General features: G+C 69.3%; 11 protein-coding genes and 1 pseudogene. 6 read left to right on the forward strand and 6 right to left on the reverse strand.

The annotated features are described in order from the left end of the window. Window positions 1-20: 20 nt before the first annotated feature. Both ACFWDI_RS21055 and ACFWDI_RS21060 read left to right on the forward strand, forming a co-directional pair. Window positions 21-803 carry an ATP-binding cassette domain-containing protein gene (locus ACFWDI_RS21055; protein WP_385305922.1) on the forward strand — a complete coding sequence of 261 codons (783 nt, stop codon included), beginning with the start codon at window positions 21-23 and terminating at the stop codon, window positions 801-803. Window positions 804-814: 11 nt separating this feature from the next. Next, window positions 815-3,508: a fumarate reductase/succinate dehydrogenase flavoprotein subunit gene (locus tag ACFWDI_RS21060; protein WP_385305924.1), complete on the forward strand. Its 2,694-nt coding sequence runs from the start codon at window positions 815-817 to the stop codon at window positions 3,506-3,508. On the opposite strand, the gene ACFWDI_RS21065 is transcribed toward ACFWDI_RS21060, so the two are convergent. Beyond that, entirely contained in the window at window positions 3,495-4,052 is a 558-nt protein-coding gene (locus ACFWDI_RS21065; RefSeq protein ID WP_385305926.1) for a hypothetical protein, read from the reverse strand. The genes ACFWDI_RS21060 and ACFWDI_RS21065 overlap by 14 nt on opposite strands. Window positions 4,053-4,130: 78 nt before the next feature. Here ACFWDI_RS21065 and ACFWDI_RS21070 point away from each other — a divergent pair, with 78 nt between their 5' ends. Together ACFWDI_RS21070 and ACFWDI_RS21075 are read left to right on the forward strand one after the other, a co-directional pair. Further along, window positions 4,131-4,739, forward strand: coding sequence for a Uma2 family endonuclease (locus ACFWDI_RS21070; RefSeq protein ID WP_385305928.1), 609 nt, complete (start codon window positions 4,131-4,133; stop codon window positions 4,737-4,739). Between the two features lie 108 nt (window positions 4,740-4,847). Beyond that, on the forward strand, window positions 4,848-5,216 hold the full coding sequence (locus tag ACFWDI_RS21075) for a helix-turn-helix domain-containing protein (protein WP_385305930.1): 369 nt from the start codon (window positions 4,848-4,850) through the stop codon (window positions 5,214-5,216). Window positions 5,217-5,305: 89 nt separating this feature from the next. On the opposite strand, the gene ACFWDI_RS21080 is transcribed toward ACFWDI_RS21075, so the two are convergent. Further along, window positions 5,306-5,527: a DUF397 domain-containing protein gene (locus tag ACFWDI_RS21080; RefSeq protein WP_385305931.1), complete on the reverse strand. Its 222-nt coding sequence runs from the start codon at window positions 5,525-5,527 to the stop codon at window positions 5,306-5,308. Then, window positions 5,524-6,398: pseudogene (locus tag ACFWDI_RS21085) on the reverse strand (helix-turn-helix domain-containing protein). The gene ACFWDI_RS21080 and the pseudogene ACFWDI_RS21085 overlap by 4 nt, the downstream one beginning before the upstream one ends. Window positions 6,399-6,523: 125 nt before the next feature. Between ACFWDI_RS21085 and ACFWDI_RS21090 the strand changes: the two are divergent. Together ACFWDI_RS21090 and ACFWDI_RS21095 are read left to right on the forward strand one after the other, a co-directional pair. After that, a complete protein-coding gene (locus ACFWDI_RS21090; protein ID WP_385305933.1) occupies window positions 6,524-6,937 on the forward strand; it encodes an ATP-binding protein in 414 nt (137 codons plus the stop codon). Between the two features lie 274 nt (window positions 6,938-7,211). Next, window positions 7,212-8,075, forward strand: coding sequence for a helix-turn-helix domain-containing protein (locus tag ACFWDI_RS21095; protein ID WP_385305934.1), 864 nt, complete (start codon window positions 7,212-7,214; stop codon window positions 8,073-8,075). A 62-nt stretch (window positions 8,076-8,137) separates the two neighbouring features. Here ACFWDI_RS21095 and nuoN read toward each other — a convergent pair whose 3' ends face one another. From nuoN to nuoL, 3 genes are read right to left on the reverse strand one after another with little or no spacing between them, the layout of a single operon-like run. Further along, window positions 8,138-9,787 carry an NADH-quinone oxidoreductase subunit NuoN gene (gene nuoN / locus ACFWDI_RS21100; RefSeq protein ID WP_385305936.1) on the reverse strand — a complete coding sequence of 550 codons (1,650 nt, stop codon included), beginning with the start codon at window positions 9,785-9,787 and terminating at the stop codon, window positions 8,138-8,140. Continuing rightward, window positions 9,784-11,355 (reverse strand): NADH-quinone oxidoreductase subunit M, encoded by a 1,572-nt coding sequence (locus tag ACFWDI_RS21105; protein ID WP_385305938.1) that lies wholly within the window; start codon window positions 11,353-11,355, stop codon window positions 9,784-9,786. The genes nuoN and ACFWDI_RS21105 overlap by 4 nt, the downstream gene beginning before the upstream one ends. Before the next feature lies 1 nt (window position 11,356). Continuing rightward, entirely contained in the window at window positions 11,357-13,252 is a 1,896-nt protein-coding gene (gene nuoL / locus ACFWDI_RS21110; protein WP_385305940.1) for an NADH-quinone oxidoreductase subunit L, read from the reverse strand. Window positions 13,253-13,260 lie beyond the last annotated feature (8 nt).

Raw genomic sequence — 13,260 nt, forward strand, 5'->3', positions numbered from 1 at the left:
CGCACAAGGAGGCGTAACCCATGACCACCCCCTCCCACACGCTCTCCCCCGCCACCAAAACCCCACCCCGCGGCGCCCGTCTCACCCTCTCCCGCGCAGCCCTCGGCCGCCCCGGAGCCACCGTCCTCGACAGGCTGGATCTCGACATCGCGCCCGGGGAGATCCTCACCGTCGTCGGGCCTTCCGGGTGCGGCAAGTCGACCCTCCTGCGCACCCTCGCCGGGCTGCTTCCCCCGCTCGGAGGGGCGGTCGAGCAGGACAGCGAGCCCATCACCGCCCCCCGCGCCGAACGGGCCCTGGTCTTCCAGGACGACGCGCTGCTGCCCTGGCGCACCGTCCGGGCCAATGTCGAACTGCCCCTCGCGATCAAAGGCGTTCCGCGTGCCGAGCGTCGCCGCCGCGCCGAGGCATGGCTGGAGCGCGTCGGGCTCGACGGGCACGGGCCCAAGCTCCCGCACCGGATGTCCGGCGGGCAGCGGCAGCGCGTCCAGCTCGCCCGCGCCCTCGCCTCCGAGCCCCGCGCCGTCCTCATGGACGAGCCCTTCGGCGCGCTCGACGCACAGACCCGGGCCGGGATGCAGCAGCTGCTCGTCGACGTGCTGCGCGGCACCGGCGCCACCGTCGTCTTCGTCACGCACGACGTGGACGAGGCGCTCTTCCTCGGCGACCGCGTCGCGCTCCTGGGCACCGGCCGAGTCCTCGACGTACCGAAGCCGCGCGAACGCGCCGCGCACTCCGACCCCGCCACCGTCGCCCTGCGCCGCGAGGTCCTCGAATCCCTCGGCAGCACCACCACCGACTGAAAGGCACGACCGTGCAGATTCCCGCTCTCTCCGACGCCGAGGAGCTCACCTGCGACGTCCTCGTCATCGGCGGCGGCACGGCCGGCACCATGGCGGCGCTCACCGCGGCCGAGCACGGCGCAGACGTCCTCCTCCTGGAGAAGGCGCACGTACGCCACTCCGGAGCTCTCGCCATGGGCATGGACGGCGTCAACAACGCCGTGATCCCCGGCCGCGCCGAACCCGACGACTACGTCGCCGAGATCACCCGCGCCAACGACGGCATCGTCGACCAGTCCACCGTCCGCCAGACGGCGACCCGCGGCTTCGGCATGGTCCAGCGGCTCGAGTCGTACGGCGTGAAGTTCGAGAAGGACGAACACGGCGAGTACGCGGTGCGCCAGGTGCACCGCTCCGGCTCGTACGTACTGCCCATGCCCGAGGGCAAGGACGTCAAAAAGGTCCTCTACCGGCAACTGCGCCGCCGCGAGATGCGCGAACGCATCCGGATCGAGAACCGGGTGATGCCGGTACGGGTCCTCACCGCGGAAGGAAAAGCCGTCGGAGCCGCCGGCTTCAACACCCGTACGGGAGAGTTCGTGAAGGTACGGGCGGGCGCGGTGATTCTCGCCACCGGCGCCTGCGGCCGCCTCGGACTGCCCGCCTCCGGCTATCTCTACGGCACATACGAGAACCCCACCAACGCCGGTGACGGCTACGCCATGGCGTACCACGCGGGCGCCGAGCTCACCGGCATCGAGTGCTTCCAGATCAACCCGTTGATCAAGGACTACAACGGTCCGGCCTGCGCCTACGTCGCCAACCCCTTCGGCGGCTACCAGGTCAACCGGCACGGCGAGCGCTTCGTCGACTCCGACTACTGGTCGGGCCAGATGATGGCCGAATTCGCGAACGAACTCGCCTCCGACCGCGGCCCGGTCTACCTCAAGCTCAGCCACCTCCCCGAGGAGTCCATCAGCGCGCTGGAAGGCATCCTGCACTCCACCGAGCGCCCCACCCGCGGCACCTTCCATGCCAACCGCGGCCACGACTACCGCACCCACGACGTCGAGATGCACATCTCGGAGATCGGCCTGTGCGGCGGCCACTCGGCCTCGGGCGTACGCGTCGACGACCACGCCCGCACCACCGTGCCCGGTCTGTACGCCGCCGGTGATCTGGCCTGCGTCCCGCACAACTACATGATCGGCGCCTTCGTCTTCGGCGATCTGGCGGGTGCCGACGCGTCCCAGTACCGGGCGTACGGCGGCGAGTTGCCCGCCGACCAGCTCCGCGACGCCCACGAACTGATCTACCGGCCCCTCCACAACCCGGAAGGACCGCCCCAGCCCCAGGTCGAGTACAAACTCCGCCGATTCGTGAACGACTACGTCGCCCCGCCCAAGTCCGGCGCCCGGCTCTCCCTCGCCGTGGACCACTTCGAGCGGATGCGCGGCGAGATAGCGGAGATGGGCGCGGAGACCGCGCACGAGCTGATGCGCTGCGCCGAGGTCACCTTCATCCGCGACTGCGCCGAGATGGCCGCCCGCTCCTCCCTCGCTCGTACGGAGTCCCGCTGGGGTCTCTACCACGAGCGTACGGACCATCCGCAGCGCGACGACAAGGACTGGCTGCACCACCTGGACCTGCACAAATCACCGTCCGGGACGATGGAGTTCACGGCGCGGCCGGTCGCTCCCTACCTCGTGCCCATCGAGGAGTACGCCCCCACCGGCGGCGCCTCACGCCACATCGGCGAGGTCCACGCGGAGCAGGTCGCCACGGCGGGCCCTCGGGACATCGCGCCGGTCGGCTCCGGCGTCCGCGCCACGGTCCGGCAGGACGCCACCGCCGCTTCCCACTCGCCCCGCATCCTGGAGCTCCTCGGCCTCGCCGAGGACGAGCCGGAACTCCCGCAGCTGCGTCCCTTCTTGACTGATCCGGATCCCGCCGTGCGCCGCGCCGCGGTCGCCGCGCTCACCGAGACCGTCCCGCCGGGTACCGGCCCGGCGCTCGCCGCGACACTCGCGGACGCGGACCCCGGCGTCCGTACCGCGGCCGCGGCGTCCCTGCGCGAGCTGGTCGAAGTCCTGCCCCCGGAAGCCGAGTTGTCCCGAGGTCTCACCGCGGCGCTCGACAACGACGACCCCCGGGTCCGCTCCACCGCTCTGGACGTCCTACGCGCGCTCCGACTGGGCGACGCCGCCGCCTACGCCCGTACGCTCGACGACCCGGACATCGAGGTCCGCATCGAGGCCGTACGCGCTCTGGTCTCGGTCGACGCCCTCGATGTCGTCGCCCGCGCCACCGCCGACCCGGCCCGCGAGGTCCGCGTCGCCGTGGCGCGCAGCCTGGACGACCCGGAGGCCCTGGAGCCGCTGGTCCAGGACCCGGACATCCTCGTCCGCGCGGCGGCACTCGCCGCGCTCTCCACCGCCGGCTGCCCCGCCCCGTACGCCGCCGCGGCCGTCACCGCGCTGGCCCATCCGTCCTGGCAGGTCCGCGCGGGAGCGGCCACCGCTCTGGGCGGCGCGGATCCCGAACTCGCCGTGCCCGCCCTGGCCAAGGCCCTCGGCGACACGAACGCCGACGTCCGGAAGCAGGCGGTGCTGGCCCTGCTCAGGCACTCCGCCCACGAGGACGCCCGCGCCGCGCTCGCCACCGCGGTCACCGACCCGGACGCGGACGTCCGCGCCTACGCTTCTCGGGCGGCTACCCCGGCCTGAGCGGCGGGAGCCCCATCGCATTGGGGAAGGGCACCCCGCCCGCCTCGACGATCCGCCGGGCGAGCGGACGCAGACAGTCAGCCAGCCGGGCGCGGGCGAGGACGGGCCGGGCAAGCCGATCGGTGGTGGCCTCGATCGCATGCCGCTCAAGGTGGCCCGCGTCGGTGAGGCTGCCGTCCTCGGCCAGCACGCCACGCTCACGCAGACGGGCCTGGTCGGCCACCTCGAGCCGGGCGGCCAGGACCGCCTCGGGTGCGCAGCGATGCCAGGCATCTGGGAGAGCGCAGGCGACCCTGGCCGGCGCGAAGTTGTAGAAGGCCGCCGTCACCACGTCCGGGGACACCGCCCCGAGGGCGGCCGCCCGGGAGGCGAAGTACCCATCCAGAAGCCGTTGAGCCCGTCCCCGGCGGCCGAATAGACGGGCCCCGTCTCCGGCGCGACGTAGACGGGGGCGTGAGTGCACTCCAGCAACTGCCAGATGTCGTCCATGGCCGCCGACGCTAGCCCACACGCCGGGCGCGTCAACGCGACGTGACGCCTTCACTTGTGTGCGGGAGCCTGATCAACTTCCCCCAGGTTCAGCGGGACAGACCCGCGAGACTCCCGCCCCATGGGAACACCGATGAGCGGCAGCCCTGGGGCCCCGGAGCCCAGCTGGCCCACCCCGCCCCTGGGCGGCTGGACCGCCGACGACCTGGACCGGCTTCCGAATCTGCCTATGCATACGGAACTCATCGACGCGAGCCTCGTCTTCCCGACTCCGCAGACCCTCTTTCATGAACGCGCGATCGGCTTCTTCAGCAGGCAACTGGAGTCGGTCTCGCCGCAGGATCTGGAAGTCGTCGCGCGATTCACTATCGACATCGACCGCTGGAACCGCCCAGAGCCCGATGTGATCGTCGTGCGCGGGGAGGTCATCGCGGACTGGGAGCAGACCCGGCTACCAGCCGATTCCGTGATGCTGGCCATCGAGATCGTCTCCACCGATTCTGTGACCCGGGATCGCGAAACCAAGCCGGTGAAGTACGCGCGGGCCAAGATCCCGCACTACTGGCGAGTGGAAGACAACCAGGGTCAGGCCGTGGTCTACGTCTTCGAGCTGGAGCCGACGACCGGCGCCTACACCAGCACCGGCATCTTCCACGACCGGATGAAGGTCTCCGTCCCCTTCCCCGTCGATCTCGACCTCACCCAGATCAGGCCACGCCGGGGGCAGGCCACCGATAAGTAGCCGGTCGCATGTGAAGGGCCCGGCACCTCACCGAGGTGCCGGGCCGTGGGTCATCCGATGGCCGTGTAGCCGGACCAGCTCGTGCCGACGCTGCTGTGAGGAGAGCCCGTGAACCACTCCGAGTGGAAGACCCGCCGGAGCAGGAAGCTCCTGGGCGAGACGGTCGAGGAGTCCCCGGCTTACATCGAGGCCGGGTATGCGTTCGCACTTGGGCAGGCCGTCTACTACCGGAGAACTGAGCTCGGCCTGTCACAGACCGAACTGGCCCGACGTGCCGAGATGACGCAGCCGCAGATCTCCAACATCGAGGGCGGCGACTCCGTACCGACACTGCCTCTACTGACGCGCTTGGCCAAGGCCCTGGACGCGTCGCTGACCATTGACCTGGACGGCGACGCCTCGGCATTTGCCTTCACCGCGCACGACACCCACCAGCCTGATGAGGCATCGCCGGATGGGCGTTCCTCGGCGGCTTGACCTGGGCTACCGGCGTCGACTGCGGACGGGGAGGACGGTAATGGATCTCTGCATCGAGGTCGATGTGGACGATACGGACGGCCCCGTCCCTATCGCACCTCAATGTTCCTGGACGTGTACGTCACGAAGGTCGCCCACTGGGCTTCGGTGAACGCGAGTCGGGGGCCCTGGGTGTTCTTTGAGTCGCGGACGTGGACCGTGCCGGGGGTGGCTGCGACCTCGACGCAATCGTTGCCGTTACTGCTGTCGCTGTAGCTGCTCTTGAACCAGTCCAGCCCGGTGCCGTCCACAGCGGAGGGCTTGTTGGTCATGTGTCTCCCAGCGCTTTCTCGATGAAGGCCAGTGACTCCCGTGGCGTGAGAGCCTGGGCCCGGATGATCCCATACCGCACTCAAGGATCCGGAGCTCCCTCGGATCGGAGATCGGACGGCTGGTGAGCTGGCCTTCGTCGTGGCCCACCGCCGAACCGTCCTTGAACTTCAGCACCTGGATCCGACCGCCCATTCCGGCGTGGTCGTCGCGGTCGGTCGGCATCACCTGGATCTCGACGTTCCGCAACTGGCCTACCTCCAACAGGCGTTCGAGCTGCTTGCGTAGGACCATTCTGCCTCCGATTGGACGGCGGATGGTCACCTCTTCTTGGACGAATGTGAGCGCGGGAGCTGGGGACCGGTCGAAGATCGGCCGACGCGCCATACGCGCAGCGACCATTCGCTCCACCTCGTCCTTCGAGTACGCGGGCCGCCACGTCTCGATCAGTGCCCGCGCGTACTCCTCGGTCTGGAGTAGGCCGTGCAGGTTGTGGTTTCCGTACGCTCCGACCTCGACCGCCTGCGCCTCCAGCTTCGCCAGGTCACGGACCTTCTTCGGGTACCGCGCCTCCGCGATGTCCTTCTTCATCGCGGCGATCTTTCCGCCCGCTCCGAGTGCCTCATCAGCTTTGTCCAGGAACTCCGGCCTCGGGATGCGCTTGCCGCTCTCCACCTTGTAGATCAGGTTCTCGCCGTACCCGATGGCCGCCCCGAACTCGGCCGGCCGCAGCCCCGCCGCCTCACGCCAGAGCCTGAGTTGGTGGCCGAGTGCCGCGACCACCGCCGCCGAGTCGTTCTCCGGATCGACGTCCCAGCCGGGCTCGTCCGCCCCTTCCGCCGCGTGCTCCGCATGTTCCCCGCCCACGCTCATCCGAGCCCACCTCCGAGAATGTCACGGTGGACAGCCTGTACAGGCCTGGACAGCCCCCTGACAGTCACCGTACGCATCGGCATCATCACTGTTCAGGCTACTCACGCACGGCCACGCTGAGTGACGTGAATCCAGAAAACGCCCAAACCAGCACCACCGTCCGCCAGTTCAGCGTCCAGCTCTCCTCCACCCGCAGAGGTGCGCGTCTCGCTCGCCTGCTGGCGACGGAGCAACTCCGCTCCTGGGGGCTGCCGTTCGAGTCGGCGGCCCATGTCGTCGCCGAACTCGCCGCCAACGCCGCGCTGCACGGCCGCGTGCCCGGACGGGACTTCCGCCTCGCCCTCACCACCGCCGAGGGGACTCTGCGTATCGAGGTGACCGACACCCGCGGTGACCGTCTCCCCGTCGCCCGGCACCCCGGAGACGACGAGTCGGGCCGCGGACTCATCCTCGTCGACGCCTTCGCCGACCGTTGGGGCGTCACCCCGGGCCCGGCGCCCTGCAAAACGGTGTGGGCCGAGTTTGATCTCGCACCCTGACCCGGCCCCACCGGAGCGCGGGGCCGCACGTCTCGGTCAGCCACCCGTCGGTGCGGCACGACATCAAAAGCTTTCAATTCACCGGGGCAAGAACCCTACCCATCCCCTCCAGCCTCCCCATCACTCGCAAGGGTGAAGGTTTCCAACTGGGCTGGATTTGTGACGGGTTGGCGGGCATATGCTCGCCGCAACAACTGCACACATGCGACGGCCCCCGGCCGGGAGTAGCAATCCCGATCGAGGGCCTGACCACCGAGGAAGTAGGAGCTTCCCGATGGATACGCAGAACCCTAGCGCGCCCTCGCGCGCTTCGTCCCCCGTTCCCGGGGCCTTTGACACGACCGTGTCCCGGCCCGGCGTCGTCCACGTCAACACCCGGCACACCAGCCGCTACACGGTCATCGGCAACCACCTCGCCCAGCACCGTGAGCTCAGCCTCACCGCGATCGGACTGGCCGTCCACATCCAGTCGGTGCCCGCCGGAGCCCGCGTCGACATCAAGACCCTCACCGCCCGCTTCCCGGAGGGCGAGGTCCGGATCGCCGCTGCGTTACGGGAACTTGAGGCATTCGGCTACCTGGAGCGCACCCGGAAACGACTCCCCGGCGGCCAGATCGTCACGCACACCGTGTCGTACAACCAGCCGGGGGTGAGCCCTGCTTCGGCGCCGGAGGCCCCGGCCGCGGTCAGGGAGAGCTCCCCCGTCGACGTACCTCCGGCGCCCACACCTCGGCCCGTGCCGCCGCCTCCGGCCCCCGAAGCCGGCGACCCCCACGACCTCGAAGACCACCGTCCCGCCGCCGCCCTCCTCGCAGAGCTGCGGCGCGATGACCCCCGGCTGCTGCTCTCGGGGCGGGACGTACACCGCCTCGCCCCGGCCGTCACCGCCTGGCTGGAACGCGGGGCCGCTCCCGAGGCCGTACGCCGCACCCTCACCGTGAGCCTCCCGCCCGACCTGCGCCACCCGGCAGCCCTGCTCGCCCATCGCCTCGCCGAACTCCTGCCACCACCTCTGCCCGCAGGGCCCCGTGGACCGGTACCGCTCCAGAACTGCGAATCCTGCGACCGCGCCTTCCGGGCCGCCGAGCCGGGCCGCTGCCGCGGCTGCGCGAGACCCGGCGCACTCCTCGCGGCATGAAAAAGCGCTCGCCGTGGCGTCGTCGAAAACGAAGACACCACGGCGAGCGCTCAGCAGCCCGACTACCGCACAAACACGCTCGCCTGGCTCGCCAGGTCCAGGAAGTACTGCGGCGCCACACCGAGCACCAGCGTCACCGCCACACCCACCCCGATCGTCGTCATCGTCAGCGGCGACGGCACGGCGACCGTGGGGCCGTCCGCCTTCGGCTCGCTGAAGAACATCAGCACGATGACCCGGATGTAGAAGAACGCCGCGATCGCGGATGAGATCACACCGACCACGACCAGCGCACCCGCGCCGCCCTCCGCCGCCGCCTTGAAGACCGCGAACTTTCCGGTGAAACCTGAGGTCAGCGGAATACCGGCGAAGGCCAGCAGGAAGACCGCGAACACGGCCGCCACCAGCGGTGAACGGCGGCCCAGCCCCGCCCACTTGGACAGATGCGTCGCCTCGCCGCCCGCGTCCCGCACCAGCGTGACCACCGCGAACGCGCCGATCGTCACAAAGGAGTACGCGCCCAGGTAGAAGAGGACGGACGAGACGCCTTCGGGTGTCGTCGCGATGACACCGGCGAGGATGAAGCCGGCGTGCGCGATCGAGGAGTACGCGAGGAGCCGCTTGATGTCGGTCTGGGTGATCGCGACGATCGCACCGCCCAGCATGGTGACGATCGCGATGGCCCACATGACCGGCCGCCAGTCCCAGCTCAGCCCCGGCAGCACGACGTACAGCAACCGCAGCAGCGCGCCGAAGGCAGCCACCTTGGTGGCCGCGGCCATGAAGCCGGTGACCGGAGTCGGCGCGCCCTGGTAGACGTCCGGCGTCCACATGTGGAACGGCACCGCGCCGACCTTGAAGAGCAGCCCGGTCAGGATCATCGCGCCGCCGATCAGCAGCAGCGCGTCGTTCCCCATGGTGTCGGCGAGCGCCGGGTCGATGGAGCGGACGCTGCCGTCGACGACGCCCGCGATCTTCGCGTACGAGACGGAGCCCGCGTACCCGTACATCAACGCGATACCGAACAGCAGGAAGGCCGACGAGAAGGCACCGAGCAGAAAGTACTTCACCGCGGCCTCCTGCGACATCAGCCGCTTGCGGCGGGCGACGGCGCACAGGAGGTAGAGCGGGAGCGAGAAGACTTCCAGTGCCACGAACAGCGTCAGCAGATCGTTGGCGGCCGGGAAGACCAGCATGCCGGTGATCGCGAAGAGCGCCAGCGGGAAGACCTCGGTGGTGGTGAACCCTGCCTTGACCGCGGCCTTTTCGCTGTCGCTGCCGGGTACGGACGCTGCCTGCGCGGCGAACGAGTCGATGCGGTTGCCGTGCGCCGCCGGGTCGAGGCGGCGCTCCGCGAAGGTGAAGACGGCGACCAGCGACGCCAGCAGGATGGTGCCCTGCAGGAAGAGCGCCGGCCCGTCGATCGCGATCGCGCCCATCGCCGCGATATGCGCCTTGGTGGTGCCGTATCCGCCGGCCGCGAGCCCGACGACCGCGGCGAAAGCGGCGGCCAGGGCGACGACGGTGAGGAACACCTGCACGTAGTAGCGGGCCTTGCGCGGGACGAAGGCCTCCACGAGCACACCCACGACAGCGGCGCCGACAACGATCAGCGCGGGTGCCAGTTGGGCGTACTCGACACTCGGGGCCGGGATCTTGTCGATCGGCTCGGCCGCCGTCGTCCACAGGCTGTGGACAACTGTTGCGCTCACTTGGCCGCCTCCACCTCGGGCTGGGGGTCCTTCTTCTGTACGTCGGACATCGTGTGCTCCACCGCCGGGTTGATGATGTCCGTCAGCGGCTTCGGGAAGACGCCGAGGAAGAGCAGCAGCGCGATCAGTGGCGCGACCACCACCAGCTCACGGGCCCTGAGGTCCGGCATCTTCGACACCTCGGCCTTCACCGGGCCCGTCATCGTCCGCTGGTAGAGGACGAGGGTGTAGAGCGCGGCGAGCACGATGCCGGTGGTGGCGACGATCCCGGCCACCGGATAGCGCGCGAACGTGCCGACCAGGACCAGGAATTCACTCACGAAAGGCGCGAGGCCCGGCAGGGAGAGCGTCGCCAGACCGCCGATCAGGAAGGTGCCGGCGAGCACCGGGGCGACCTTCTGCACTCCGCCGTAGTCCGCGATGAGTCGCGAGCCGCGCCGGGAGATCAGGAAGCCGGCCACCAGCATCAGCGCGGCGGTCGAGATCCCGTGGTTGACCATGTAGAGCGTCGCGCCCGACTGCCCCTGGGTGGTCATCGCGAAGATGCCCAGGACGATGAAGCCGAAGTGCGAGATCGAGGCGTAGGCGACCAGCCGCTTGATATCGCGCTGGCCGACCGCCAGCAGCGCTCCGTAGACGATGCTGATCAGCGCGAGCACCAGGATCACCGGCGTCGCCCACTTCGACGCCTCCGGGAACAGCTGGAGGCAGAAGCGCAGCATCGCGAAGGTGCCGACCTTGTCGACGACCGCGGTGATCAGCACCGCGACCGGCGCGGTCGCCTCACCCATGGCGTTGGGCAGCCAGGTGTGCAGCGGCCACAGCGGCGCCTTGATCGCGAAGGCGAAGAAGAAGCCGAGGAAGAGCAGCCGCTCGGTGTTGGTCGCCATGTCCAGCGAGCCGTTCGCCCGCGCCGCGGCGATCTCGGTGAGCGAGAAGCTCCCGGCGACGACATTGAGCCCGATGACCGCGGCCAGCATGATCAGGCCGCCGACCAGGTTGTAGAGCAGGAACTTCACGGCCGCGTACGACCGTTGGGTCGCCGCCGCCTCGTCGCCGCCCGCGTGCGCCCGGTCCCCGAAGCCGCCGATGAGGAAGTACATCGGGATGAGCATGGCTTCGAACAGGATGTAGAAGAGGAAGACGTCGGTGGCCTCGAAGGAGAGGATCACCATCGCCTCGACGGCGAGGATCATGGCGAAGAAGCCCTGGGTCGGCCGCCAGCGTGAACTCTTTGTCTCCAGCGGGTCGGCGTCGTGCCAGCCGGCCAGGATCACAAAGGGGATCAGCAGCGCGGTCAGCGCCAGGAGCGCCACCCCGATGCCGTCCACGCCCAGTTCGTACCGGACGCCGAAGTCCTTGATCCAGGTGTGGGATTCGGTGAGCTGATAGCGGGCGCCGCCGGGCTCGAATCGTACGAGCACGACCGCGGCCAGTACGAGCGTGGCGAGCGAGAAGAGCAGCGCCAGCCACTTGGCGGCGGTGCGCCTCGCGGCCGGCACGGCGGCGGTGGCGATGGCGCCGATCGCCGGGATCGCCGCCGTGGCCGTCAGGATCGGGAAGGACATCTCAGACCGCCCTCATCAGCAGGGTCGCGGCGATGACGATCGCCGTACCGCCGAACATCGAGATCGCGTAGGAGCGGGCGTAGCCGTTCTGCAGCTTGCGCAGCCGGCCCGAAAGGCCGCCGAACGAGGCGGCCGTTCCGTTGACCACGCCGTCGACCAGGGTGTGGTCGACGTAGACCAGGGAGCGGGTGAGGTGTTCGCCGCCGCGGACCAGGACCACATGGTTGAAGTCGTCCTGGTAGAGATCGCGGCGGGCGGCCCGGGTGAGCAGCGAGCCGCGGGGCGCGAGTACCGGTACCGGCCGGCGTCCGTACATCCCCCAGGCGATGGCGACGCCGATGACCAGACAGACCATGGTCGCTCCGGTGATCGTGGCCACGCTCAGCGGCGAGTCTCCGTGCGCGTGCCCGGTGACGGGCTCCAGCCAGTTCAGGAACCTGTCGCCGATGCTGAAGAATCCGCCGGCGAAGACCGATCCGAAGGCCAGGACGATCATGGGGATGGTCATCGACTTCGGGGACTCGTGCGGATGCGGTTCATTGCCTTCCGCGTCGGGCTGCCAGCGCTTCTCACCGAAGAAGGTCAGCAGCATCACGCGGGTCATGTAGAACGCGGTGATGGCCGCGCCCAGCAGGGCAACGCCACCGAGGATCCAGCCCTCCGTGCCGCCCTTGGCGAAGGCCGCCTCGATGATCTTGTCCTTGGAGAAGAAGCCGGACAGGCCCGGGAAGCCGATGATGGCCAGATAGCCGAGACCGAAGGTGACATACGTGATCGGCATGTACTTCCGCAGGCCGCCGTACTTGCGCATGTCGACCTCGTCGTTCATGCCGTGCATGACCGATCCGGCACCGAGGAAGAGCCCCGCCTTGAAGAAGCCGTGCGTCACCAGGTGCATGATCGCGAAGACGTAGCCGATCGGACCGAGGCCCGCCGCCAGGATCATGTAGCCGATCTGGGACATCGTCGAACCGGCCAGCGCCTTCTTGATGTCGTCCTTCGCGCAACCGACGATCGCACCGAAGAGGAGCGTCACGGCGCCGACGACCACGACCACCAGCTGAGCGTCCGGGGCCGCGTTGAAGATCGCGGCGGAGCGGACGATGAGATACACGCCGGCGGTCACCATGGTCGCCGCGTGGATCAGGGCCGAGACCGGGGTCGGGCCCTCCATCGCGTCCCCGAGCCAGGACTGCAGCGGCACCTGGGCCGACTTGCCGCAGGCGGCGAGCAGCAGCATCAGACCGATCGCGGTGAGCTTGCCCTCCGAGGTGTCCCCCGCCGCCCCGAAGACCGGCCCGAAGGTGAAGGTCCCGAAGGTGGTGAACATCAGCATGATCGCGATCGACAGGCCCATATCGCCGACGCGGTTGACGAGGAATGCCTTCTTCGCCGCGGTCGCCGCGCTGGGCTTGTGCTGCCAGAAGCCGATCAGCAGATACGAGGCGAGACCGACACCTTCCCAGCCGACGTACAGCAGAAGGTAGTTGTCGGCGAGGACCAGCAGCAGCATCGCCGCGAGGAAGAGGTTCAGATAGCCGAAGAAGCGGCGTCGCCGTTCGTCGTGCTCCATGTACCCGATGGAGTAGAGGTGGATCAGCGAGCCCACACCGGTGATCAGCAGGACGAACGTCATCGACAGCTGGTCGAGCTGGAAGGCGACGTCGGCCTGGAAACTCCCGACCGGGATCCAGCTGAACAGCGTGCTGTGCAGGGTGCGTTCCTCCGCGCCCTTGCCCAGCATGTTGACGAAGAGCACCACGCCGATCACGAACGACGCGGCCGCGAGCAGCGTGCCGATCCAGTGGCCGCTGCGGTCGAGCCGCCGCCCGCCGCACAGCAGGACCGCCGCTCCGAGCAAGGGCGCCGCGACAAGCAGCGCAATCAGATTCTCCACGATTCAGC

The sequence above is a fragment of the Streptomyces sp. NPDC060064 genome (genome assembly GCF_042736455.1).
In the GTDB taxonomy this organism is placed as follows: Bacteria; Actinomycetota; Actinomycetes; order Streptomycetales; family Streptomycetaceae; genus Streptomyces.

Coding starts and splice junctions, on each gene's coding strand:
- ACFWDI_RS21070 (WP_385305928.1), top strand. CDS start 4,131: ATGAGCGGCAGCCCTGGGGCCCCGGAGCCCAGCTGGCCCACCCCGCCC.
- ACFWDI_RS21105 (WP_385305938.1), bottom strand. CDS start 11,355: ATGTCCTTCCCGATCCTGACGGCCACGGCGGCGATCCCGGCGATCGGC.
- ACFWDI_RS21055 (WP_385305922.1), top strand. CDS start 21: ATGACCACCCCCTCCCACACGCTCTCCCCCGCCACCAAAACCCCACCC.
- ACFWDI_RS21080 (WP_385305931.1), bottom strand. CDS start 5,527: ATGACCAACAAGCCCTCCGCTGTGGACGGCACCGGGCTGGACTGGTTC.
- ACFWDI_RS21095 (WP_385305934.1), top strand. CDS start 7,212: ATGGATACGCAGAACCCTAGCGCGCCCTCGCGCGCTTCGTCCCCCGTT.